Raw genomic sequence first — 23,747 nt, 5'->3', positions numbered from 1 at the left:
AGCTGCGCGATGTTGCATCATGGCGATCGAGGCTCCATCTCCCTCCCAGCAAGAACCACAAGTACACCAGATCGCGAACGATTTGACCGTCTACGTCACCGGAGGGGGCGGCACCCACCTAGAGCCGCGAGTTACCACCCACTACCTCGCCGCGATGATCGCGGAAGCGGGCGCGCGTGGCATGCTCGGAACGGTAACGGCGGTTAAGACCCAGCAGTCAGAACTCGGCGCGCCGCTTGATGACCTGGTCATTGACGGACGGCTGCCAGACGGCACCCCGACCCGGCTGGACCTTCAGATCACGACCTCCCTGTCGTTCACGGAGAGCGACGACAAATGGCAGGACATTATCCCCAGGGCCTGGGATACATTTCGGCGCACGGGGTTCAACGCGGCCACCGACCGCATTGGCGTGGCGGTCAGTCAAACGACCACCAAGCTTGAGCGCAGCATTCAGCCGCTTCTCGCCCGCGCACGGCACGCCGCGGACGCTTCCCAGTTTCGCCAGCGACTGGCTGCACCGACGGGATCAAACAACGACCAGCGCGAATTTCAGCGCGTCCTCGAAATTCTGGTGAAGGCCAAGGACCCCAACGCGACCGACGACGAAATCATCGCTTTCTTACGCTGCTTCACCATCGTGGCATTTGACCTCGACCAGGAAGAAGCATCGCGAGATCGCCTCGGATCCCTTGACCGATTAGCGCCCGTCGCAGGGGGGCCGGCCGAGGCGAAGCAGGTCCTGAGCAGCCTGACCGCGATGGCCAGCCGGATCATTCCGAGCGGCGGCGGCGTCGATCGTGCCACCGTGGTGCGCGAACTCCAAGCCGAGGGCCATACGATCGGCTCAGACCGCGCTCATGTCGAATTGATTAATGCGCTCGACATTGAGTCGCGTCTGGCCGTTGCCAGCATCCGCGACACCATCGGCGGCAAGAAGATTAGCCGTGATGCGCTACTCTCGACAGTGGCGGACGCACGCGTCGATGCCCGACTCCTGCGCATCGTGGGCCAACACGGAACCGGCAAGTCAGCTTTACTAAAGCTGCTCGCGCTCGACGAGCCTGCCGGGGCGCCAATCCTCGTCCTGCGCGATCTGCGCGTAACCGGCGGCGGCTGGCCAGCCCATGTCCAGAAGTTCGGGAAGGTTACTTCGCTCGAAACGGTCCTGCGCGAGTTCGGCCTTTGCGGTTCGCGGACGTTGTTCATCGACGGGGCCGATAAGATGGACCCGGCCGTTCAGATCACCATCAACGACCTGCTGAAGGCAATCGCCGACACCCCGGATCTCGACGACTGGCGGGTGGTCATGACGATGCGGGAGGAGAATGCGCAGCGGGTGGACGGCTGGCTTGATCCCGAAGCAAACTCGAAGTTGCTCTCGACGACGATCCGCGTCGAAGCTTTCGACGATGGGGAAGCAGGCGAGGCCGCGAAGGCGCTTCCCCTGCTGCGTCCGCTTCTCGCCGATCCACGCAACTATGACACTGTGCTTCGGCGCCCCTTCTTCCTCGACGCTCTATCGAAGTTGCCGGTGGCGGCGGGCAGGGAGGTGCGTTCGGAGGTCGATTTGGTCGAACTATGGTGGGAGCACGGAGGAGTCGATGACGTCGACTTCGCACCCGCCCAGGGCAGGCGCAACGTGCTGCTGGCGCTAGGTGAGCAACTGCTAGTCCGGGCCGGACAGCCGATGGCAATCCGCAGCCTCGATCCGGTGGCTGTAGACGAACTGCTTCAGGCGAACGTGTTGCGCAACGTTGACCTGGGCGTCACCGTCGCCTTCGCCCACGACATCTACGAGGAGTGGATTCTGGAGCGCTTGTTGCGGACGCGACAGGGCGAAATCGCCCAGGCGCTCCGGGACGGCGGCGAAGATCTCCAGTTGGCGCGCCCGCTTCAGCTCCTGGCGGCCGTCCTTCTCGAACGTTCGGACCGAGGTGACGACTGGGCGCACCTGCTCGGCGCCGTCGGCGTCAGCGACCTACGCGCGACTTGGAGTCGGGTCGTCCTTGCTGCACCTGTCCGGTCGGTCCACAGCCAAGCAATGCTCGACAAAATCGAGCCAGTGCTCCTCCGTGACGACGCTCAACTTCTTGGACGCCTAATCCTCTCGGTGCGCACGACCGAGACCGTCCGCGACCTGCGCTTCTTGGACGAAAAGCTTATTCCCGATCTGACCAGGGACGAGCGCGAGCAATACGCGTCTGAAGGCGCAGGTCCAGAGATCATTAGCTGGATGCGTCTGATCTCTTGGCTGGCGCCTCGCTTCCGATGCCTGCCGGCGGCCCTCAACGGCGAATTGCTTCCGCTGCTTGATGCTTGGGTGACTGCCATTCCAGCCGCGTTGGCAACCTATGCCCACGTGCCGGAAATCGCCGCATGGGCTTTGGAACTGCTTGGGGATGGGGATAGTTCGGACGAGCGCGACGCTGGTTCGGGAGGGGAGCAAGCCCGCGCGCTACTGCTCAAATGCACTTCAGGAGCACCGGCAGTCGTTCGCGATTATTTGTCCGGCATTTCCGACCGTGCCATCAAACGCGTGCGCAAGCAGATCGTCGGTGCAAGCGCCAGCGTCGCCGATGCGCTTGCACCCGAGATGACGGACTTTATCGAGCGCGCCTACTTCCTCGACCACGACCGCAGGCGCGATAACCGCTATTCCTCTATGCGAGAGCAGTCGGAGACGCTGGGCTTCGATGACACGCAGGACTTCTATCCCGCCTCCCCCTTACGACCCCCATTCCTCCAGTTGCTGCGCGCCGATCCCGAAATCGGTCTTGGGTTAATTCGCAGGGTCTGCAACCATGCTATGGAGGGCTGGCGGCGCTCGTGGCGGGAGACTGGCGAAACACCGATCCCTATCGCCATCGACCTTGGCGAGGGACCTTGGGAGTTCTGGGGCGACGACGGGACCTACCGCTGGTTCCGCGGTGGTTCGCACGTCCATATGCTAGATACAGCGCTCCTTGCACTCGATGCTTGGGCGCATGAGCGTGCAAGCGCAGGCGACGCTATCGAGCAACTATGCCTTCGGATCGCAAGCGGCAACGAGTGCAACGCCGTCCTGGGAATCTGTGCCGGCCTCTGCTTCGCGGGCAACGCGTCGGTGTCGAGTCATGTCTCACTTGCCATCGGGACACATCCCGCGCTTTGGCAGTGGGATCTCAGCCGGCAGGTCGGCGACACGCAATCTCCATCGAACGAGATCGGCTATTGGGGCGGCGCAACCGTGTTCGCCAGCGCGCTGCGTGCGCTTAACCGGCTCCCTCACCGCGAGCGCACGGTGCGAGATCTGGCAGTGATCTTTGCCGGGCTTGCGCCGGACGAAGTGAGGGCGAAATACGCGGCCGAAATTGCCGCCTTCCTCGACCGTATTCCTTATGCCACCGCTGAAGAGCGGGACGACCCATCGCGCGCACAGGCCCTTCGCGATGCCTACGAGCCACTACGTCAACAGGCGGATCCTGCGAATCTTGTGACCGAAGAGATCGACGGCAAGACCTACATCTCCATGAAGCCGCCATACACCTCGTCCGAAAAGCACCAGGCGATGCTGGCGGATCATGCGGCGCTCGGTCGCGTGCTCAGATTATACCTCTGGGCTGTCAAGGCCGTGGAGGATGGCAAGCCCGGAGCCGACATCGGGCTGGAGGAAGCGTATGACGAGATGGTCTCGCTGGATGCCGACGACCTCTTCGACGATGTGGCGCCGATCGCTGACATGAGATTGCACAACGCCCAATCCGCCGTGTCCGCCACGGCTGCCGTGCTCGCTCGCCACGCCAAAGACGACCTCTGGGCCAAGGCCGAGGCGAAGGTGGTCGACGTCACCCGGCGAGCCGCGACCATAGCCGAAAGTCGGGACGAGTTCTCATATCGCGGCTCGCATGTCAGCGGCCATCCGCCTGCCATGGCAGCTAACGCCTTTGCAGCGCTGCTCCAGCGCGACCCGTCCCGCACGGAGTGGCGGGCAGCGCTGCTGCAACTTGCTGTCGATCCCATCGATAAGGTCGTGGAAGCCGTCTACGACGCGGCACCGCTTTTCGCTGAGGTCGCGCCAGACATGGTCTGGAGACTGTTCTGCCTCGCTACACAGAGGGCAGCAAGAACCCAAGAAATCGAGCATGGGCTTCACTGGTCGCTGGCCGAGGCGAAGGAACAGTCAGGATTCTCCGATGAAGCTGAGTCCATTATGGCCGAAGGCGTCCTGCCAAGCCCTCATTCGACGCCTGCAACGGCCGGTGTTAGCAATCGGAGCGAAATCTACTACTGGAACTTCCACGCCAACGCGCTGAAATTGCAGATCGAGCCAATGCTCGATCCGACCACCCGAGACGCTCTGATCGAGCACGCCGCCGGCGCGCTCGAATGGGGCCTTGCCTCGTTAGGCAAGAGGGGCGAACGCGGTGACACGCCTTATGAGTGGCTACATGCCTTCGGCAGGTGGCTCGGTCGTCTCATCGCCCTGCTCCCCACCGCTGAGGTCCGAACACTGCTCATCGCGCGACTCAATGCAGCCGAAGGCTCAGCTCCCGTCGAAGTCATGGACATCGTAATGAGCAACTTCATGATCGACCGTATGCTCCGTCAGGATGTTCTCGACGCGGGGACGCTGGAAACATGGGAATTGCTCGTCGACTGGGCGATCGCTCGCCCGGGCTGGAGCGGTGCCCCCCTCGACGCCCGCCAGCACGACCGTGGCATGGCAATCTCTTCTTTTTACTGCGCGATTGCCAACGGGATGGTGTGCGGTATCGACAAGGAATGGCCGAACCTCGACGCCGCCATCCCGGCGCTGGACCGTGCGGCCACAGCCTTCTCGACCGAACAAACGGCCTTCACCGCCTTGCTGGCGCTGCTGCGCGCCCGCTCGGACCGGCTGCTGCCGCAGCCCGGGCTAGACTGGATCCAGCGCGTCGTGAGTGCGCGAAAGACGGAACGGAAGTTCTGGAGCCATGCCTCCAATGGAGAACGGCTCGTCCTGCTTCTGCGCGAACTGGTCGCCGCCAAACCCCTCGCCGCTGGCGAGCGCGAGATTGTGGTCGAAGCGGCCGACACGCTGATCGAGATGGGCGTCAAGGGCGCCGCCTTCCTGCAACAGGACCTGGTCAGGCCGAAACAATGAACTGCTTCGCCAGCGGGCATGATGGTTAATCATCATTTTTTGAAGACCGGTTTAGGTATGCCCCGCAAGAATTCTAACTCGGCTTTTCGCATCGGCGACAAGAGATTCCATTCATTGTCTTCCATTCCTATTCCATTCTTTCCCCATTCATCCTGTTGTGTGCCTGCGATGTGCCGTCCATGCGCCCGACGAATGCCCTGTGATGTGCCCTCGGCTGTGCCGTTCCCGGATCCTGCAAATTGATATTCGTTGTAATTACAAACTGTTAGTATAGTTGGAGACTGCGCCCCCGATTGAGCCGTGCGCCGCGCCCACTTTTGGACTCTGCACATACGCTCCATGAACGTGCGGACGCGCTTTTCCGTCCACGAGAAGCGCTGGGCCATCATGCGAATAGAGGTTGCGAACTCCCCACGTTCGACAAAGATCTTGAGGCCATTGAACCATTGGAAATGCGGCGAGTGAGCCGCGTTCTCGATTGACCAGATGAATACCTCTCGTTCGCTAAATGGCTCGGGACGAAAATCGTCCGAAGACATCCAGCCACGATACATGATGAACCAGCCGCGGCCCGCCATCGCCGGTCTCAACCCTCATCATTTTGATTTGGCTCACCCGCGAGCGCCCGAATGGACGCGATCGTGATGAGGGTCCTGCGTCCGATCTTGATAGTCTCCAGCCGGCCATTTTGGATGAGCCGGTAGGCCGTCGAACGGCCGATACCGAGAGCACGCTGAGCCTCGGGAATTGATGCGAGCAACACGTTCATTTCGATTTCTCCGCAAACCGACGACACCGAGTCGTCGACAGGCGGCAGGACATAACTACGGCCTTCGGCAGTAAGGCAAAGACGCTCGACACTAATCAAACGCCGGAATGTTGGCTGACCTGCTTCCGATAGGCCGTCCAGTAGGACGCAACCATCCGCCTAGTGATTCTGACGCCATAGAAGCGACTGGCCTTTTCGGCGTGGTGATCAATAATGCTATCCCGGATGCCCCAATTATTGACCCCATGGCCGCGCGACTGACCCTGCCAATCCCTCTCGCAAGCCGCTCCGATTTGAAGTCGGTTTTTCAACGGAATAACGCCCGGGCGTCCTGCTCCGGGTCTGCGACCACCGCGCTTTGAGGCTGGGTTGCCGATCATTGATGGTCGGCGATGCGAATGACCTTCGCGCCGGCGTTTCCGCAGTAGCTACTCCATGCATCCATAAGCTTCCGCCGCTTCTCCAAAAGATTGCCGCGACGGTAGGCAGCTTCCACCTTGTTCTCGATCGTGTGGGCCAGTGCTGCTTCGGCCAACTCTCCTTGGAAGGTCGTTTCCTCGGAGACCCAATCGCGGAAGCTAGATCGAAACCCGTGCGCCGTGACGGTCTCGTCCATGTCACGCAGGACTTTAACAAGTGTGTTGTCGCTCATGCCCTTGTTCCGGCGCGACCCCGGAAAAACGAATGGTGAGCCTTCTGTTCTAAGCGCCGCAGCGCGCTGGAATACTCTTTTAGCGGCCGGGGACAGCGGCACGACGTGCTCTCTCCCCGCCTTCATGCGTTTGGCAGGGACGGTCCAAAGTGCCTTCTCAAGGTCGACTTCGCTCCACGTCGCGCCGCGGATCTCGCCTGAGCGGGCTGCTGTGAGGATGGCAGCCTCCAGCGCCATTCTGCCGAACGTCTCCTTCTCTCGGAGGCGTGTCATGAAGGCCGGAACGTCAGTAAACGGCATGGCGGCAAGATGGCCCGCCCTTTTCGGCTGGCGCGGTAGGCCCTTTGATAGCGAGCGCATCGGCGCCTCCTCCGACCGATGCCCTTTCGAGAAGGCCCAATCGAGCACGGCGCCTACCCTCTGCCGCACCCTTCGAGCGGTCTCCGGTTTGTCGAGCCATATCTCGCCGAGCAGGTCGCGGACTGTGGGTCCGTCAATCTCGCTTACTAGCCGGTCACCGATCGCTGGGAATGCGTAAACTTCTAGCGTGCGCAGCCATTGCGCCTGATGCTTTCCGTTGCGCCATGTCTTCTTGTGTTCAGCGTGAACTAGAGCGGCAGCCTGGCGGAACGTAGGAATGCCCGCCGCCTTGCGCCGCTGCACAACCGGGTCGAGACCAGCCTCAACCTGAGATCGAACTTCCGCCGCTCTGGTGCGAGCAAGAGAAAGGCCAACCTTGCGAGCTGACCCCAAGCCGAAGTCGCGGCGGCGGCCGCCCTTTTGCACCCGGACAACCCATGAAGCGGAGCCGCGGGCGCCGACGACTAGGAACAGGCCATCACCGTCCATATGGCGGCCAGGCTTACTAAGAGCGGCCCTAACACCGGTAGCGGTCAGCTTGCCCATCTGCCTTTCCCCACATTATTTCCCACACAATATCGGGGCTGCTGAGATATTTCAACAACTGACCGGAGGCGTCTAGACACAATTCTTCTCTGGAAACTGGGCCTTTTGTGGGGAGTCAGGGGCTGCCAGAAAACAAGCAAGTGGCGGAGCGGGAGGGATTCGAACCCTCGATACGGTTTTGCCGTATACTCACTTTCCAGGCGAGCGCCTTCGACCACTCGGCCACCGCTCCGCATCGCATCCGATCGGTCGATGCGAAGCATCGGGCGTGAATCGGGTGCGCAATCCAATGCGCCTGGAGAGAGCGGTCGTTTAGAGGCGAGTTCGCCGGGGAGCAAGCTTGCCGCGTGGGCAAATAAGCCCCTATGCGGCTGCCATGGCGCGGCGCTTCGACCAACCCCCTTCGGCTAACGAGATCGAGACGATCGCACGTTACGCGATGAACCGCCTGGCCGAGCCATTCGCGGCCCATCTCAAGCATGTCGTACTTCAGGTCGACGAATATGCCGATGACGCACTGCTGGCCGAAATGGGGATCGAGCACCCGCTCGACCTGACCGGCGTCTATGAAGGAATCCCGGTCGGTCAGCGCAGCGTCGACACGTCAGGAACCCTGCCGGACCGAATCCGCCTGTTTCGCCAGGCGATCCTCGCCGAATGGTGCGAAGAGGGCGAGCCGTTCGAACATCTCGTCCGACACATATTGATCCACGAAGTCGGTCATCATTTCGGCCTCAGCGACGAGGATATGCATGTCCTGGAGGAGCAGGAATGAGGCCTCTCCTGAAGGGCGATGGGCTGGCACTGGTGCGCGGCGGCCGGCTGCTGTTCGAGGGCCTCGACCTGGAGCTGCGCCCCGGAGAGGCGCTGCACGTCATCGGGCCGAACGGCAGCGGAAAGTCTAGCCTGATACGCCTCGTCGCCGGCTTGTTGCGGCCCGACGCGGGCAAGATCGAGCGTGCCAATGCGTCGCTGGCCGATGAGGGACTGGCGCTCGACCGCGAACTGCCACTTGGCCAGGCCCTGGCCTTTTGGAAAGGGCCGCGGCTTGGCGAGGCCATTACCGCCTTCGAGCTCGGAGATCTGGTGCATGTGCCGGTGCGCCTCCTGTCCACCGGCCAGGCCAAACGGGCGCGGCTGGCGCGGGCAGTCGCCAGGGGTGCGCCGCTATGGCTGCTCGACGAGCCGATGAATGGGCTGGATCGCAAGGGCGTCGGCGAGCTCGATCGCGCCATCATTGCGCACCGGGCGAGCGGCGGAGCAGTCTTGGCGGCCAGCCATCTGCCGCTGGCAGGGGAATGGCACAGCCTGGAGCTTGGCGGGTGACCGGCCGGCTGATCATGCGCGAGGTGCGGCGCGGGCTACACGGCGCGGCGTGGCTGCCCCTGGCCTTCTTCCTGCTGGTTGCGGCCATCGTTCCATTCGCGGTCGGTCCGGACGCCAGGCTGCTTGCGCGTATCGGGAGTGGCGCGCTGTGGATCGCGGCGCTGACCGCGGCGCTGCTGCCGGTCGAACGGCTGGTCGAGCCGGATCGGGCGGATGGCGTGCTTGACCAGCTCGCGCTGGCCGGCACGACCGAAGAAGCGGTTGGCGCTGCCAAGATGATCGGCCATTGGCTGACATTCGGTCCGTTGCTGCTGGTCGCGGCTGTGCCGGGCAGCTTTCTGGTCGGCCTGGACGGACCGGCATTGGCTCGAACCCTCATTTCATTGGCAATCGGAACGCCGGCCCTGGCCGCCTTGGCGGTGGCGGTGGCGGGCCTGACCGCCGGCCTTCCCCGCGCGGGGCAATTGGCTGGCTTGCTGATAGTGCCGCTGGCGGTGCCCTTGGTGATCTTCGGGGCGGCTGCGACAGGAGACGGCGAAAGCTCTGCACTGAAGCTTGAAGCGGCGATTTCGCTTTTGCTGTTGGCCGGAGCGCCGTTTGTGACCGGCGCTGCCATACGCGCTTCTAGGACTTAGACCATCTCGCAAAAATTGCCGTCGGAAGCAGCAAGCCTCGCGCTTCCTCGCGGATCGCCATTTCCCCATACTCGACCGTTCCGCCAAGATCGGCCGTGACCTGGCGCATCAGCTCGCCGATCGCCAACGCCGACATTCGCACCGCGTAAACGGTCAGCACCAGGAACCGGCTGTCGGCGTCAAGCAGCTTGCGGCAATCGGCCAGCAGCGGCGCCAGATCTTCTTCCAGCCGCCATACTTCGCCCTCCGGCCCGCGACCGAACTTTGGCGGGTCGAGCAGAATTCCGTCATAGCGGCGTCCGCGCCGAACCTCGCGCGCGGTGAACTTGGCAGCGTCGTCGACGATCCACCGGATTGGACGTTCGGCCAGGCCCGACAGGGCGGCATTGGCGCGCCCGCCCTCAACCGACTTCTTCGAGGCGTCGACGTGAACGAGCTTTGCGCCGGCCTCGCTAAGCAGCAGAGTACCGACACCCGTGTAGCCGAACAGGTTCATGATTTCCGCGCCATCGGCGCGTTCCCGCATCCAGTCCCATTGCGGCGCCATATCGGGGAAAAAGGCTAGATGGCGGAACGGGGTAAGGCTGGCGTGGAAGCGCACACCATCGCGGGCGAGCGGCCAGTCCCGCGGCAAGTCGTTATGGCGGACCCAGCGACCCCCACCCTCTTCGTCGGATGCGGGAACGAAAGTGGCGTCGGGTGACCAATCATCCAGGGCAGGAGCCCACAGCGCCTGTGGCTCCGGGCGGACCACGGTCATTGGCCCGTAGCGCTCCCACTTCTGGCCGTTGCCGCTGTCGATCAGGCCCCAGTCATTCCAAGGCTCGGCGATAATTGTCTTGAGATCGCTCATGCCGGAGCCATCAGGCAGCGAGGGCGAGCTTGCCGCCGATCGACGCGATGGCGCGCGGCCCCGCCAGCATCGCCGCCCCAGCCTCCCGTGCCGCTGACGCATCGACGGCGCGAAGCTCGGCAAGCATCTCTTCGACGGTCATGATTCGGCCAAAAATCTCGATCGAGCGGGCCATGGCATCGGCCCGGCCCTGCGGCGTCTCAAGCGCCATCAGGATCGCCGCTTCGACCTGGGCCCTGGCGCGCTTCAACTCCGCGTCGCTGAGGTCGACCGCGGCCTGGTTGACGGCAGCCAGAGCGAGATTGAGCGCCTCGGTCGCCCGGGCCTTGTCGGCGGCCAGGTTGATGGCGAACAGGCCAGTGTCGGCGAAGCCCTGGGTCCAGGCATAGATGGAGTAGGCCAGCCCGCGCTCCTCGCGCAGCTCCTGGAACAGCCGCGACGACATGCCGCCGCCGACCGCCTGGGCGAACAGCGACAGAGCCGGCGCCCCGGGATCGGACGCAGGCAGGCCAGGGAAGGCCAGGGCAAGGTGGGTTTGTTCGGCCGGGCGCCGGTCTGATCGAGTGCCGCCGAGAAATGACGCCGGCGCGATTTTGGGCGCTGCCCTGGTTTCCAGATCGCCGAACAGCGCTTCGGCGAGGAGCAGGACATGGCCCGCGTCGACCTTCCCGGCGGCGGAGATGACGAGGCGGTCGGGCCGGTACTGCTCAGCCAGCCATTGGACACAATCGGCGCGGCCAAGCCCTTGGATCGTGCCCTCATTCCCGAGGACCGAGCGGGCTAACGGCTGGTCTCCGAATGCCGCTTCGAACAGCCGGTCGTGGATCAGGTCGTCGGGCGCGTCGAGGCATTCGCCAAGCTCCGACAGGATGACCAATTTCTCCCGCTCCAACTCGGACTCGTCGAGTTTCGGTGCGCGGACAAGATCGGCGATCAGCTCGAGCGCAAGGCCGACATCGGGAGCCAACGTCCGCGCGTGGAAGCTGGTCTGGTCGCGCGAAGTCCAGGCGTTGAGCGTCCCGCCGACATCCTCGATCGCCTCGGCGATGGCGCGGGCATCGCGGCCCCGCGCGCCCTTGAACACCATATGTTCGACCAGATGGGCGAGCCCGCCCTTGCCGTCGGCTTCCGAACGCGAGCCAACGAAGGCGTGAAGTCCGATCGCCGCGGACTGTGCACCGGGCATCGGGTCGATCGCTACGGTGAGGCCGTTGGAAAGGCGGGTCAGCTCAGCCATTGGCTGCTTCCTTACGCCAGCGCTGGCGCAAGGCCAGCAGGTAGATGACGACCGCGATCCCGGCGAACAGGAACCATTGGATGGCGTAGTTCAAATGGTTGTTGGGAATGATCGCGGGTGACGGCACCGCGCTGGCCATCAGGCCGGGGCCCGGCACGGCGGCAACCAGCCGCATCCGGCTAAGCTTGTCCGGCGCGATCGCCCCGCTGACCAGCCCGCCCTGGAAGTTGCGGCCGGCATTGGGGTCCTTGGACCAGCCGAGCTCGACCGACAGGCCCGGTCCTTCCGCGCCGGTTCGGCAATCGGCAATGACCAGGTAACCCGGCTCGCCATTGCGGTTCTGTCCGGCAGCGGTCCGGTATCCGACGACCGAAAGGCAATTGCCGGTGGCCGAGCGGAACAAGGGCAGCGGCTCCCTGGGCGGGATCGAGGGCCAGCCGATCGGCGGCAGGTTAGCGGCTGCCGCATAGCTTGCGAGCAGCGCTTCCTTCTCCTTGCGCCGTTCGAGCTGCCAGGCGCCTAGCCCGATCATCGTCAGGACGGCCAGCGCGACGAGGATCGTCGGGATCAAGGGAAGCTTGCGGCTCATTCGACCAGCCTGCCTTCGCGGGCGCGGTGCTTACGCTCCTGGAACAGCAGCGCCGCCTTGCCGATGCGAAGGCCGCCCACGGTCAGGGCCGCCCCGACCGGCAGCCAGACGAGATGCACCCACCAGGGCGGGCCCACGACCTGATCAAGCAGGATGGCCGCGGTGGCGACGATTGCGCCGACGATCAGGATCAGGAACGCCGCCGGCCCGTCGCCGACATTGTAGCCGGCGAAATCCAGGCCGCAGGCGCGGCAGGCCGGCGCGAACCGAACCAGTCCGTCGAACAGGGTCTTCGCTCCGCACCGAGGGCAAAGCCCCTCCAAGCTGGCCGCCGCCAGCGATGGCGCGGTTACGCTCATCCGCCGTGGGTCGGCGCCCCCCAGCCGCCCCAGACGTAGATGGAGACGAACAGGAACAGCCACACGACGTCGACGAAGTGCCAGTACCAGGCGGCAGCTTCGAACCCGAAGTGGTGCTTCGGCGTGAAGTCGCCCTTATATGCTCTGATCAGGCAGACGATCAGGAAGATGGTGCCGATGATGACATGGGCGCCGTGGAAGCCGGTCGCCATGAAGAATGTCGCACCGTAAATATTGCCCTTAAAGCCGAACGGCGCGTGGATATACTCATAGGCCTGGATCGAGGTGAACAGCAGGCCCAGCGCGATGGTCAGCCACAGGCCTTTCTTGAGGCCGTCATTCTCGCCAACGCCCAGCGCTCCCCACAGGCCCTTCAGCTCGCCGCCCCGATGGCCGTGGATCATCGCGTGATGTGCCCAGGTCACGGTAGTGCCCGAACAGAGCAGTATGAAGGTATTGAGCAGCGGGAAGCCGAACGGATCGAGCACCTCGATACCCTTCATCGGCCAATGGGCGGCGGCGGCGGCGTCTGCGATGTGCTGGACCGCCCCGTCGACGAATTCGACCGGGGCCGGGAATAATGCCGAGGAGAAGAAGGCCCAGAACCAGGCGACGAAGAACATCACCTCCGAGGCGATGAACATGATCATGCCGTAGCGCAGGTGAAGCTGGACCACCGGAGTATGATCGCCCGCCTTGCCCTCGCGGATGACGTTGGCCCACCAGCTGAACATGGTCACGGCGATGCCGATGACCCCCAGCAGGATGAGGAACTTGCCGTAGGGATTGTCGTGCATCCACATAACCATCCCGCCGAAGAAGGACAGGGCCGCGGTGGCGCCGATGATCGGCCACTGATCGGGCGGAAGGATGTGATAATCGTGGTTCTTGGTGCCAGCCATGATGTACGGATTCCCTGTGGTTGCTTGCGGCTCTAGCGGGCCGATTCCGGATTTTCCACCGGATAAAATGTATAGCTCAAAGTGATCTCGTCGATGTTGCTGGTATCCGGGTCCTGGCGGAGCTTGGGGTCGACGAAAAACACCACCGGCATGCGCGCGCTCTGGCCCGGCTTCAGCGTCTGCTCGGTGAAGCAGAAGCATTCGATCTTGCTGAAATATTTGCCCGCCGACTCCGGAGTGACGTTGAAGATCGCCTGGCCGGTCGTACTCCGCGCCGTATAGTTGGTGGCGTCATAGAAAATGGTCGTCCGGGCGCCGGGATGGATGCGGACCGTTTCCTGTTCCGGAACGAACTTCCACGGCAGGCGCGGGTCGATATTGGCATCGAACCGGACCCCGATCTGCCCAGCAACGGCGCCGGGGGCCGAATCCGCTTTCATGGTGGTCCCGCCAAAGCCGGTCACCTGGCAGAAGACGCGGTAAAGCGGCACCGAGGCGAAGGCGAGGGCGAGCATCGCCAGGCCGAAGATCGCGGCGCGGAAGCCAACCGACTTATTCTTCTGAGCCAGGCTGTTCATTGATTGACGCTCAGCTTGGCGATGGTGATGGCGAACATCAGGACGACGAACAGGCCAAGCAGGATCGCCAGCACGCGCGACCTGTCGCGCTGGCGCTTGCGGATGAGTTCATCCTCTTCCTGCATCAGATCAGCCACCGGTCGACGACCAACGCCGCGAACAGTCCGAACAGATAGACGATCGAAAAAGCGAACAGCCGCTTTTCGGGACCCATCGCCTTGGGCTCGCTGGCCTTGTTGGCGAACACCCGGACAGCCAGCACGAAGAAGATGACGCTGAGGATGACGGAAACGATGCCGTAAACCCAGCCGGTCAAATCGAGCAGCCAGGGCGCGACCGCCGCGGCGGCCATCGGCAAGGTATAGAACAGGATCTGGCGGCGAGTGCTCTCGATCCCGGCGACGACCGGCAACATCGGCACGCCGGCATTGGCATAGTCGGTCCTGACGAACAGCGACAGCGCCCAGAAGTGCGGCGGTGTCCACAGGAAAATGATCGCGAACAGAAGGATCGGCAGGGTGGTGACATCGCCGGTCACCGCGGCCCAGCCGATCAGCGGCGGGAAGGCGCCGGCGGCGCCACCGATGACAATGTTCTGCGCGGTCCGGCGCTTCAGCCAGACGGTATATACCAGCACGTAAAAGAGGATCGAAATTGCCAGCACCGCAGCGGCCAGATGGTTGGCGGCGAGGTCCATCAAAATGACCGAGAACACTCCGAGCCCGACCCCGAAATGGAGCGCGGTCTGCCGGCTCATCCGCCCAGCGGGAAGCGGCCGGCTGGCGGTCCGCTTCATCTTGGCGTCGAGGTCTGCCTCATACCATTGATTGAGCGCGCCTGCCGCGCCGGCGCCAAGCGCGATGCACAGCACGGCGGTGAAGCCGAGCACCGGGTGAACCGGTCCCGGCGCCGCCAGCAGGCCACAAAGGCCGGTGAACACCACCAGGCTCATTACGCGCGGCTTGGTCAGCGCGAGCAGGTCGCGCCAGTCGGCCGGCAAACGATCGGCTTGGGTCAGGGGGACGCTGGTCACGCGCGTGCCTATAGGGACTCCCCCGCGGAGAGGAAAGCCCGCCAGCGCAGGCGCCTGGAAGTGCTTGCCGGCCTTGCGGAACAGGCCGTCGACGCCAGCTTCCGACGCCTCCCCGCCCAAGCCGGCGCGAAGTAACTTTGCGCCGTCGCTCGGCCCAGCCGTTGGCTGGCCGGCGGCCGGACTACGGCATCTCTGCGCGCTGCCTCCGTTTCGCACTGCAAAACGGAGGCTACGCTCGGTGCCTTAGTCGATCCGGGGCAAAGTCTCGAACTGGTGGTAAGGCGGCGGGCTCGACAGCGTCCATTCGAGCGTCGTCGCGCCTTCGCCCCAATAATTGTCGGGCGCCTTCTTACCGGCCGCCAGCGACCAGATCATGTTGATGAAGAAGATGCCCATGCCGGCGGCCATCACCATATATCCGTAGGTCGACACCTCGTTCCACTTCTCGAACGCCGGGGTGTAGTCCGGGATACGCCGCGGCATGCCGTCGAGGCCGAGGAAATGCTGCGGGAAGAAGATCAGGTTCACGCCGATGAACATGGTGAAGAAGTGGAGCTTGCCGAGCAGCTCGTTGTACATCTTCCCGGTCATCTTGCCGAACCAATAGTACCAGCCGGCGAAGATGGCGAAGACCGCTCCAAGGCTCAGAACATAGTGGAAGTGAGCGACGACATAATAGGTGTCATGCATGTAATTATCGACGCCGCCATTGGCGAGCACGACGCCGGTGACGCCGCCGACGGTGAACAGGAAGATGAAGCCGATCGCCCACAGCATCGGCGTCTCGAACGACAGCGAGCCGCCCCACATGGTGGCGATCCACGAGAAGATCTTCACGCCGGTCGGAACCGCGATGATCATCGTCGCGGCGGTGAAGTACATCTTGGTATTCACGTCCATGCCGATGGTGAACATGTGGTGGGCCCAAACCACGAAGCCGACCACGCCGATCGCGACCATCGCATAAGCCATGCCGAGGTAGCCGAATACCGGCTTGCGGCTGAAGGTGGCAATGATCTGGCTGACCATGCCGAAGCCCGGCAGGATCATGATGTAGACTTCCGGGTGGCCGAAGAACCAGAACAGGTGCTGGTAGAGCACCGGATCGCCGCCTCCGCTAGCGTCGAAGAAGGTCGTTCCGAAATTGCGGTCGGTCAGCAGCATGGTGATGGCACCGGCCAGGACCGGCAGCGCCAGCAGCAGCAGGAAGGCGGTGATCAGCACCGACCAGACGAACAGCGGCATTTTGTGCAGGGTCATGCCCGGGGCGCGCATGTTGAAGATGGTGGTGATGAAGTTGATCGCGCCGAGGATCGACGATGCACCGGCAAGGTGCAGCGAGAAGATCGCCATGTCGACCGCCGGCCCGGATGAGCCCGAGGTGGAGAGCGGCGCATAGACCGTCCAGCCGGTGCCGGCGCCAAGGCCGGTGCCGCCGGAAACGAACGACGACCCCAAGAGCAGGATGAAGGCCGGGACGAGCAACCAGAAGGAGATGTTGTTCATCCGCGGGAAGGCCATGTCCGGGGCGCCGATCATCAGCGGCACGAACCAGTTGCCGAAGCCGCCGATCATCGCCGGCATGACCATGAAAAAGACCATGATGAGGCCGTGGGCGGTAATCAGCACGTTCCAGTGGTGGAGGGCCTCGTCGAAGCTGGCGCCGGCGCCGGCGCCGATCGGCCAGGCCTGGGTCAGGATCTGGATGCCGGGATGCATCAGCTCCGCACGCATGATGCCGGATACGGCGCCGCCGATGATGCCCGCGACGATTGCGAACAGCAGGTACAGCGTGCCGATATCCTTGTGGTTGGTCGACATGAACCAGCGGGCGAAGAAGCCCGGCTTATGGTCAGCATCATGATGCGCATGATGGTCGTCGTGAGCCTTCAGCGGAAGCGCGTCGGCGGGAATGGTGCTCATGTGTCTCTCGTTTCCGCTTGTGAATTAATTCTGGGCCGTGGCGGCCTGGTTTTCGACCGGCTGCTCGGCCGCGGGCGCGGCAGCGGGCGCGGCTGCCTGGGCCGCGGCGGCAACCTTGGCGGCCTCCGCGGCGGCGGCGTCAGCCTTGGCCTTCGCCTCGATCGCGGCCCTGGGCTGGCCGCCCTTGCTGGCGAGCCAGGCATTGAAGGTCGCCTCCGGAACCACCTCTACCGCGATCGGCATGAAGCCGTGGCGCGCGCCGCACAGCTCGCTGCACTGGCCGAAATAGACGCCCGGACGGTCGACCTTGACCCAGGTCTCGTTAAGGCGGCCGGGGTTGGCGTCGATCTTGGTCCAGAAGGCGGGGACGGCGAAGGCGTGGATGACGTCGTTGGAGGTGACGATGAACTTCACCACCTTGCCGGCCGGGATCACCAGCCGTTCGTCGGCGGCGAGCAGCGGCGGGCCGTCGGCATCGGTGCGATAACGCTCGCCAGCCTTCACGTCCTTCTGCTCCTTGAGCATGTTGGACACGATCTCGATCCCGCCATTGTCGGGATATTGGTAGGTCCAATACCATTGGTTGCCGATCACCTTGACGGTCACGTCGGCCGGGGGCGGGCTGTACTGGGCGCGGATCAGCCGGATCGAGGGAATCGCGATCGCCACCAGGATCAGTACCGGGACCAATGTCCAGACCACCTCGATGGCGGTGTTATGGCTGGTCCGCGACGGGGTCGGGTTGGCCCCGCGGCGATAGCGGAACATGGTCCAGCCGAGCAGGATCAGGACGAATATGCTGATCAGCGCGCACATCCACAGCAGCGGGCCGTTATGGAAGGCTTCGGCCCGTTCGCCGAGCTCGGTCACCTGGGTCTGGATGCCCTTGCTGCCCGGAACCGGCACGCCGACTTCCGGGGTCGGTGCGGCATAGTCGATCGACGGAGCGGGCGCCGCGGGGGCGGCGGCATCGGCCGGCGCCGGCGTCGCTGCCGCGGGTGCGGATGCGGGGGCTGCGCTGGCCGCCTGCGGCTGGGCCGCGGGAGCCTGAGCGTTTGCCACTGCCGGTGTAAGCCCCATTGCCGCCAGGGCGACCGCCCATCCCAATAGTTTCATCATCACCCCGATTGATTGGGTTGCCAAGGAAGGCCCGCCGATGGACGGCGGGACCGAATTTGGCGGCCTTATAGGCGGGACATTCCTGTCCCTCAAGCGGCGGTTGCGAGGGAGGCGGCAGGCGCCTATTTCGGGCCCCGAAATCAAGGGAGACGAGCGTGACCGACGAGGAGATTTTGGCGGAATTCCGGGCCGCGGACGCGCTACTGGAAGGCCACTTCATCCTGTCCTCGGGCCTCCGCAGCCCCCGTTACCTGCAATGCGCCCGGGTGTTGATGGACGGCGCGAGGGCCGAACGGCTGGCCCGGGCGCTGGCCGCCAGGCTCCCCGCCGGGCTTCGCGAATCCATCGACGCGGTGGTGTCACCGGCGATGGGGGGGGTGATCATCGGCCATGAGATGGGCCGCGCGCTGGCAAGGCCGGCGATGTTCGTCGAGCGGCCGGACGGCGTGTTTCATTTGCGCCGCGGCTTCGCCCTTGCGCCCGGCGCGAAGGTGCTGATGGTCGAGGATGTGGTGACCACCGGCCTGTCGTCGAAGGAAGCGATCGCCGCCATCCAGGAAGCCGGCGGCACGGTGGTGGCCGAAGCGGCGCTGGTCGACCGGTCGGGCGGCAATGCCGACCTTGGCGTGCCATTTTATCCGCTAATCCGGATCGACGTTCCGACCTATGACGCCAATGATTTGCCGGAAGAGTTGGCCGCCATTCCGGCGATCAAGCCTGGAAGCCGCGCCGCCGCATGAGCCAGCGCCTGCGTCTTGGCGTCAACATCGACCATGTCGCGACGATCAGGAACGCGCGCGGCGGCTCGCATCCCGATCCGGTGCGGGCGGCGCATGAGGCGGCGCGCGCCGGTGCCGACGGAATCACGGCCCATTTGCGTGAGGACCGGCGCCACATCACCGACCGGGACATCGACCGGCTGATGGCCGAGATCGACCTGCCGCTGAACCTGGAGATGGCGGCGACGGAAGAGATGCTGGGCATCGCGCTGGCGCATAAGCCGCACGCCGCCTGCATCGTCCCGGAAAAGCGCGAGGAGCGGACCACCGAGGGGGGGCTGGATGCGGCCGGCCAGTTTGACGCGTTGAAGCCGTTCGTCGAGCGGCTGGCCGGCGCAGGCATTCGCGTGTCGCTGTTCATCGAGCCGAGCGAGGAGCAGGTCGCCGCCGCGGTCCGGCTCGGCGCGCCTGTGGTCGAGTTCCACACCGGCCGCTATGCCCATGTGGAGGGTGAGGAGCGGTCGGTGGAGTTGAAGCGGATCGCCGATGCCGCCGCCCTGGCGGCAAAGAACGGGATCGAGCCTCACGCCGGCCATGGCCTGACCTTCGACAATGTCATCCCCGTCGCGGCCATCCCGCAACTGGCCGAACTCAACATCGGCCATTTCCTGGTCGGCGAGGCAATCTTCACCGGGCTTGAAGCCAGCGTCCGGCGGATGCGTGAACTAATGGATCAGGCACGGTGACTCACGCTTCTCGTCATGCCAGCGCAGGCTGGCATCCATGTCTCGGTGCTCGATCGCGGCGCGCTGACATCGGCCCCGGCCTTCGCCGGGGTGACCGCCGGAGGGTGCGGTCATGATCCTCGGCATCGGCTCCGACCTGTGCAACATCGAGCGGATCCAGGGATCGGTCGATCGCTTCGGCGAGCGCTTCTTGAATCGCGTGTTCACCGAGACCGAGCGGGCCAAGGCGGCCCGGCGCCCGCACACCATGGCGGGAACGTTGGCCAAGCGCTTTGCCGCCAAGGAGGCTTTCTCCAAGGCGGTCGGAACCGGCTTCAAGCGCGGCGTCTATATGAAGGATATCGGCGTGGTGAATGCGCCGTCGGGCGCCCCCACTCTGCGGCTGACCGGCGGCGCCAAGGCGCGGCTTGACGCCATGGTCCCGGAAGGCCACGCCGTCGAAGTGCATCTGACGTTGACCGACGACCATCCGTGGGCACAGGCCTTCGTCATTCTTTATGCCCGCAAGATGGAGCCCTGATTGTCCGAGCGTACCGAGCCCGCCGCCGACCTGGCGCCGGTCGAGCCAACCAAGGTGAAAAACGAAAGCCGCGGCCAGATGATCTGGCGCGAGGTGAAGGGCCTGTTCTGGGTGCTGGTAGCGGTGCTCGCCTTCCACAGCTTCATCGCCAAGCCCTTCTACATCCCGTCGGAATCGATGATGCCCAACCTGCTGACGGGCGACCGACTGGTGGTCACCAAATATCCCTATGGCTGGTCCTATGTGTCGCCGACCATTCCCAATCCGGCGGCGATCCTCAGGAACGTGCTGCTGGGGCATTCGGAGCCGTGGACGATCACCCTGCCCTTCACCAAGGGGCGGATCATGGGCGGCCTGCCGGAACGCGGCGATGTCGTCATCGTCACCCCGCCGGGCGGCAACCAGGATTATATCAAGCGCGTCATCGGCCTGCCCGGCGACACGATCGAGGTCCGCAGCGGCCGGCTGATCATCAACGGCACTCCGGTGAAGGCTGCCTCACGGCCACCGGCGATGATCCCGGTCGATGCCAATGCGCCATGCGGGATCAACCAGTTCTGGGACCGCAAGGTCTCAACCGCAAACGGCAGCTTCTGCCGGTTGCCGGTCGTCCATGAGACACTGCCAAACGGCGTCGGCTATGACACGATCGACGACGGCAACAGCCAGGGTGACGACTATGCCGAGGTGCGCATTCCGCCCGGCCACGTCTTTCTGATGGGCGACAATCGCGACCATAGCGCCGACAGCCGCTTCGGGCTTGAGGACATGGGCCTTGGCGGCCCGGTGCCGATCGAGAATATCGGCGGCCGCGCCGAATTCATCACCTTCAGCCTGGACGGCACGACTGTGCTGACCAACCCGGCAAGCTGGTTTACCGCCTTCCGCGATGGCCGCGCCGGGACGTCGTTGCGGCCGGGCAAGGACTAGAGGATGGCCGGCAAGCTGGAACCCGATCGTCCGCCGGAAAGCCCGGGACCGGCCGATCTTTCCAGCAGGTCGGTCCGGGACGAGGCCCGCAGGGCGGCGGTATGGCTGGGCATGGCGCTGGCGATTGCCGGCGTCATCGTGCTGGCCCAGCCAATCCTGCTGATCGTCGCCGGCTTCGTCTTTTCGGTCGTGCTCGATGGCGGTGCGCGGCTGCTAGGCCGGGTCCTGCCGCTAGGCCGCGGCTGGCGGCTGGCCATCGTCGCGCTCGCCGGTTTCGGATTCATCGGCTGGGTCTTCTGGTTCGCCGGAACGACCTTCGCCGCCCAGTTCGAGGCGTTGCGCATCGTCCTCGACCTGCAAATAGACCGGGTGATGCTGTGGGCCCACGACATGGGCCTGGTGACCGACAGTACCAGGGCGAGCCTCGGCCCCCAGCTAATGGGATCGGTTGGACGTTTGACGACCGCGGTCGGAACGGCGCTTGGCGCGCTGGCCAGCGGGCTGATGATCATCGTCATCGGCATCTTCATCGCGATGGAGCCGCATCTCTACGATCGCGGCATCGCCTGGATGCTCCCGGTCGAAAATCGCGCCCGATTCTACCAGATCAGCGAAAGGGTCGGCTTCACCCTCCGGCGCCTGCTGTTCGGCCGCATCATCGGAATGCTGTTCGAAGGCGTGTTCACGTTCGTCATGCTGGCGATCGGCGGCGTGCCGATGGCGGCGCTGCTGGGGCTAATTACCGGGCTGCTGGCCTTCATCCCCAACATCGGGGCGATTATTTCCGGGATATTGATGGTGCTGGTCGGCTTTTCCGCCGGCACCGGCACCGGCCTCTGGGCGATTTTCGTCTATTTCTTCGTCCAGAATGTCGATGGCTATCTGGTCGTGCCCTTCATCGCGCGGAAGACAGTCGACCTGGCGCCGGCACTGGTGCTTGCGGCACAGCTGGTGTTCAGCGCGCTGTTCGGGCTGCTTGGCCTGTTGCTCGCCGATCCGCTGCTGGCAATGCTCAAGGTCACCTTGCAGGAAGTGAGCAAGGGCTCGCCGGCGGCGGCGGTACCGAAAAAACGAAAGTAGGGCTTACTGCTGCGGTGGCTGCGCGGCGCCCGCGCTCAACGCGGCGTTGGGGACGACCTGTTTGACGTAGACGTCGAAGGCCAGGTCCTCATTGGGCTTGATCGGGCTGCCGGCAGGCGGGTTCTTGCCATAGGCGAGGCGGCCGGGGACGACGATCTTGTAACGGCCGCCCTGTTGCATCTGGGCCAGCGCCTGCTTGAAGCCCGGGAACAGCTGCATCACCAGGAATGGAGCCGGGCCGCGGCCCTCGGTGCTGTCGAACACCGTTCCGTCTTCGGTGCGGCCGGTATATTCGATGATCACGCCGTCAAGCTCGCCAATGAGAGGGCCGTTGCCGGCGACGACGGTTTCGACCGTGACCGCCTTGAACTGGCCGGCGCCGAAATAGGCGATTCCATAGGCCAGCGCGATCAGCGCCGCGACAGCCAGCCACAATTTGACGAGCGTTCCCTTGGCGACGGGACGAAGCGGAACTTGGGTAACCGACATGTCAGCCCTCGCGATGCGGCCAGGGGAAGAGAAAAAGGCGCCCGAACGGGAGCCTTAGCGGGCGCCTTCGCGCTCCATCCGCTTGCGCTCCAGCTTGCGGGCGCGGCGAATCGCGGCGGCACGCTCACGGGCGCGCTTTTCCGACGGCTTCTCGTAGTGACGGCGCAGCTTCATCTCGCGGTAGACGCCCTCACGCTGCAGCTTCTTCTTGAGCGCGCGCAGCGCCTGGTCGACATTGTTGTCGCGAACGATGATTTGCATAAAAGCCGTCCAACTCCCTTCGAATAGATGCCCAAAACCTAGCGGGCGAACCCGGCGCTTGGGGCCGGTCGTCCGGCCTCACATTCGCTAGGCAATGAATATGGTTCACAAGCGCCCGGGGCGCGTGCGGAGGCGGCCCCTTAGCAGCGGCGCCCCTTCCTGACAAGGCGTAGACAAGTTCCGCATTGCACGACGAACCGTTGGTCAAGCGGGACGGAAGCCGCGAAAGCGCCAAAAGGGTTATCGGCGGTTAACCGTTTGATCCGTATAAGCGTTCGGATGCAAAGTGCGGGTATTAGTTCGTTGAATCGTCGGGAAATGTTGCGTCTCGGTGCGGCCGGCGCGGGTGGCTTGTTGCTGTCCAGCGCGGCGAGTTCGCAGGGCCTGGCTCCATCCATCCTGACACAGCCGATGGCTCCTATCGAGCCGGCAAAGCCGATTGCGACCGCACCCGCCGCGCCGACCACTCCAGTCGGGATCGACCCGGCGCTTTACCAGCGGGCCAAGGCGGCACTCGATTCGCACCGCATCGCGGCCCGCGATTCGATCGGCATCGTCGATTTCTCGCTGGCGTCGCGCGACCCGCGCTTCCACCTGGTCGACCTTGCCAGCGGCACGGTCGAAAGCTTCCGCGTCGCCCATGGCCGCGGCTCCGATCCCGATCACAGTGGCTTCGTCGAGCGGTTTTCGAACCGGCCCGGGTCGGAAGCGACATCGAACGGGACCTATACGACTGGCGATTACTATCACGGCAAATATGGCCTCTCGATGAAGGTCCACGGTCTCGACTGGACCAACAACAATGCCGAAAATCGGGCGATCGTCATCCACAATGCCTGGTATGCCGAGCCGGAAATGATCGACATCCACGGCAAGCTGGGCCGATCTGAGGGCTGCTTTGCCTTCAGCCGCGCTGACCAGTGGAAAGTGATGAGCAAGCTCGCCGGCGGCCGGATGGTCTTCGCCGATCGGCTGGATATCGCCTGAGCTGACAGA

Annotated in this window: 25 protein-coding genes and 1 tRNA gene; 10 read left to right on the top strand and 16 right to left on the bottom strand. The window is 64.2% G+C overall.

Annotated elements, in window-relative coordinates:
* Nucleotides 1-19 precede the first annotated feature (19 nt).
* Nucleotides 20-5,125 carry a hypothetical protein gene (locus LZ518_RS11585; protein WP_249916134.1) on the top strand — a complete coding sequence of 1,702 codons (5,106 nt, stop codon included), beginning with the start codon at nt 20-22 and terminating at the stop codon, nt 5,123-5,125.
* Between the two features lie 32 nt (nt 5,126-5,157).
* Here the strand turns inward: LZ518_RS11585 and LZ518_RS11580 are convergent, their stop codons facing one another.
* The 4 genes from LZ518_RS11580 to LZ518_RS11565 form a co-directional block, all read right to left on the bottom strand.
* The gene (locus tag LZ518_RS11580; RefSeq protein ID WP_249916133.1) at nt 5,158-5,703 is read right to left on the bottom strand and encodes a hypothetical protein; all 546 of its coding nucleotides are present in this window, start codon (nt 5,701-5,703) and stop codon (nt 5,158-5,160) included.
* An 8-nt stretch (nt 5,704-5,711) separates the two neighbouring features.
* Nucleotides 5,712-5,894 carry a helix-turn-helix domain-containing protein gene (locus LZ518_RS11575; protein WP_249916132.1) on the bottom strand — a complete coding sequence of 61 codons (183 nt, stop codon included), beginning with the start codon at nt 5,892-5,894 and terminating at the stop codon, nt 5,712-5,714.
* Nucleotides 5,895-6,270: 376 nt separating this feature from the next.
* Entirely contained in the window at nt 6,271-7,452 is a 1,182-nt protein-coding gene (locus LZ518_RS11570) for a tyrosine-type recombinase/integrase (protein WP_249916131.1), read from the bottom strand.
* Nucleotides 7,453-7,593: 141 nt separating this feature from the next.
* A tRNA-Ser gene (locus tag LZ518_RS11565) sits at nt 7,594-7,684 on the bottom strand.
* A 144-nt stretch (nt 7,685-7,828) separates the two neighbouring features.
* Here LZ518_RS11565 and LZ518_RS11560 point away from each other — a divergent pair.
* From LZ518_RS11560 to LZ518_RS11550, 3 genes are read left to right on the top strand one after another with little or no spacing between them, the layout of a single operon-like run.
* A complete protein-coding gene (locus LZ518_RS11560; RefSeq protein WP_249916130.1) occupies nt 7,829-8,227 on the top strand; it encodes a metallopeptidase family protein in 399 nt (132 codons plus the stop codon).
* Entirely contained in the window at nt 8,224-8,778 is a 555-nt protein-coding gene (locus LZ518_RS11555) for an ABC transporter ATP-binding protein (RefSeq protein WP_249916129.1), read from the top strand. Before LZ518_RS11560 ends, LZ518_RS11555 begins: the two co-directional genes overlap by 4 nt.
* Before the next feature lie 14 nt (nt 8,779-8,792).
* On the top strand, nt 8,793-9,413 hold the full coding sequence (locus LZ518_RS11550; protein WP_249916561.1) for a heme exporter protein CcmB: 621 nt from the start codon (nt 8,793-8,795) through the stop codon (nt 9,411-9,413).
* Here LZ518_RS11550 and LZ518_RS11545 read toward each other — a convergent pair.
* The 10 genes from LZ518_RS11545 to coxB form a co-directional block, all read right to left on the bottom strand.
* Complete coding sequence (locus LZ518_RS11545; protein ID WP_249916128.1) at nt 9,403-10,266, bottom strand: class I SAM-dependent methyltransferase; 864 nt, start codon at nt 10,264-10,266, stop codon at nt 9,403-9,405. The two genes, LZ518_RS11550 and LZ518_RS11545, sit on opposite strands and share 11 nt — an antisense overlap.
* Nucleotides 10,267-10,276: 10 nt before the next feature.
* Nucleotides 10,277-11,503, bottom strand: a complete 1,227-nt coding sequence (locus tag LZ518_RS11540) for a M16 family metallopeptidase (RefSeq protein ID WP_249916127.1) — start codon at nt 11,501-11,503, stop codon at nt 10,277-10,279.
* On the bottom strand, nt 11,496-12,092 hold the full coding sequence (locus LZ518_RS11535) for an SURF1 family cytochrome oxidase biogenesis protein (RefSeq protein WP_249916126.1): 597 nt from the start codon (nt 12,090-12,092) through the stop codon (nt 11,496-11,498). The genes LZ518_RS11540 and LZ518_RS11535 overlap by 8 nt, the downstream gene beginning before the upstream one ends.
* Entirely contained in the window at nt 12,089-12,451 is a 363-nt protein-coding gene (locus tag LZ518_RS11530; RefSeq protein WP_249916125.1) for a DUF983 domain-containing protein, read from the bottom strand. Before LZ518_RS11530 ends, LZ518_RS11535 begins: the two co-directional genes overlap by 4 nt.
* Complete coding sequence (locus LZ518_RS11525) at nt 12,448-13,353, bottom strand: cytochrome c oxidase subunit 3 (protein WP_249916124.1); 906 nt, start codon at nt 13,351-13,353, stop codon at nt 12,448-12,450. Before LZ518_RS11525 ends, LZ518_RS11530 begins: the two co-directional genes overlap by 4 nt.
* A gap of 32 nt (nt 13,354-13,385) precedes the next feature.
* Complete coding sequence (locus LZ518_RS11520) at nt 13,386-13,931, bottom strand: cytochrome c oxidase assembly protein (RefSeq protein ID WP_249916123.1); 546 nt, start codon at nt 13,929-13,931, stop codon at nt 13,386-13,388.
* Nucleotides 13,928-14,068, bottom strand: coding sequence for a hypothetical protein (locus LZ518_RS11515; RefSeq protein WP_249916581.1), 141 nt, complete (start codon nt 14,066-14,068; stop codon nt 13,928-13,930). The genes LZ518_RS11520 and LZ518_RS11515 overlap by 4 nt, the downstream gene beginning before the upstream one ends.
* A complete protein-coding gene (locus LZ518_RS11510) occupies nt 14,056-14,964 on the bottom strand; it encodes a heme o synthase (protein ID WP_249916122.1) in 909 nt (302 codons plus the stop codon). The genes LZ518_RS11515 and LZ518_RS11510 overlap by 13 nt, the downstream gene beginning before the upstream one ends.
* A gap of 243 nt (nt 14,965-15,207) precedes the next feature.
* Entirely contained in the window at nt 15,208-16,887 is a 1,680-nt protein-coding gene (gene ctaD / locus LZ518_RS11505; protein WP_249916121.1) for a cytochrome c oxidase subunit I, read from the bottom strand.
* 24 nt (nt 16,888-16,911) lie between these two features.
* The gene (gene coxB, locus LZ518_RS11500; protein ID WP_249916120.1) at nt 16,912-18,030 is read right to left on the bottom strand and encodes a cytochrome c oxidase subunit II; all 1,119 of its coding nucleotides are present in this window, start codon (nt 18,028-18,030) and stop codon (nt 16,912-16,914) included.
* A gap of 131 nt (nt 18,031-18,161) precedes the next feature.
* Between coxB and pyrE the strand changes: the two genes are divergently transcribed.
* The 5 genes from pyrE to LZ518_RS11475 all read left to right on the top strand — a co-directional run bounded on the left by pyrE (nt 18,162) and on the right by LZ518_RS11475 (nt 22,001).
* Entirely contained in the window at nt 18,162-18,746 is a 585-nt protein-coding gene (gene pyrE / locus LZ518_RS11495; protein WP_249916119.1) for an orotate phosphoribosyltransferase, read from the top strand.
* A complete protein-coding gene (locus tag LZ518_RS11490) occupies nt 18,743-19,471 on the top strand; it encodes a pyridoxine 5'-phosphate synthase (RefSeq protein ID WP_249916118.1) in 729 nt (242 codons plus the stop codon). Before pyrE ends, LZ518_RS11490 begins: the two co-directional genes overlap by 4 nt.
* A gap of 112 nt (nt 19,472-19,583) precedes the next feature.
* A complete protein-coding gene (acpS, locus tag LZ518_RS11485) occupies nt 19,584-19,991 on the top strand; it encodes a holo-ACP synthase (protein WP_249916117.1) in 408 nt (135 codons plus the stop codon).
* Nucleotides 19,992-20,069: 78 nt separating this feature from the next.
* Nucleotides 20,070-20,921 (top strand): signal peptidase I, encoded by an 852-nt coding sequence (gene lepB / locus LZ518_RS11480; RefSeq protein WP_249916560.1) that lies wholly within the window; start codon nt 20,070-20,072, stop codon nt 20,919-20,921.
* A 3-nt stretch (nt 20,922-20,924) separates the two neighbouring features.
* Nucleotides 20,925-22,001 (top strand): AI-2E family transporter, encoded by a 1,077-nt coding sequence (locus LZ518_RS11475; RefSeq protein ID WP_249916116.1) that lies wholly within the window; start codon nt 20,925-20,927, stop codon nt 21,999-22,001.
* 3 nt (nt 22,002-22,004) lie between these two features.
* Here LZ518_RS11475 and LZ518_RS11470 read toward each other — a convergent pair whose 3' ends face one another.
* Nucleotides 22,005-22,490, bottom strand: a complete 486-nt coding sequence (locus LZ518_RS11470; RefSeq protein WP_249916115.1) for an FKBP-type peptidyl-prolyl cis-trans isomerase — start codon at nt 22,488-22,490, stop codon at nt 22,005-22,007.
* 54 nt (nt 22,491-22,544) lie between these two features.
* Nucleotides 22,545-22,751, bottom strand: a complete 207-nt coding sequence (gene rpsU, locus LZ518_RS11465; RefSeq protein ID WP_119533862.1) for a 30S ribosomal protein S21 — start codon at nt 22,749-22,751, stop codon at nt 22,545-22,547.
* A 411-nt stretch (nt 22,752-23,162) separates the two neighbouring features.
* Between rpsU and LZ518_RS11460 the strand changes: the two genes are divergently transcribed.
* Nucleotides 23,163-23,738, top strand: a complete 576-nt coding sequence (locus LZ518_RS11460) for a murein L,D-transpeptidase catalytic domain family protein (protein ID WP_249916114.1) — start codon at nt 23,163-23,165, stop codon at nt 23,736-23,738.
* The last annotated feature ends 9 nt before the right edge of the window (nt 23,739-23,747 follow it).

The organism is Sphingomonas brevis (assembly GCF_023516505.1).
Lineage (GTDB): Bacteria > Pseudomonadota > Alphaproteobacteria > Sphingomonadales > Sphingomonadaceae > Sphingomicrobium > Sphingomicrobium breve.
This window is presented reverse-complemented; position numbering and strand designations above follow the sequence as displayed.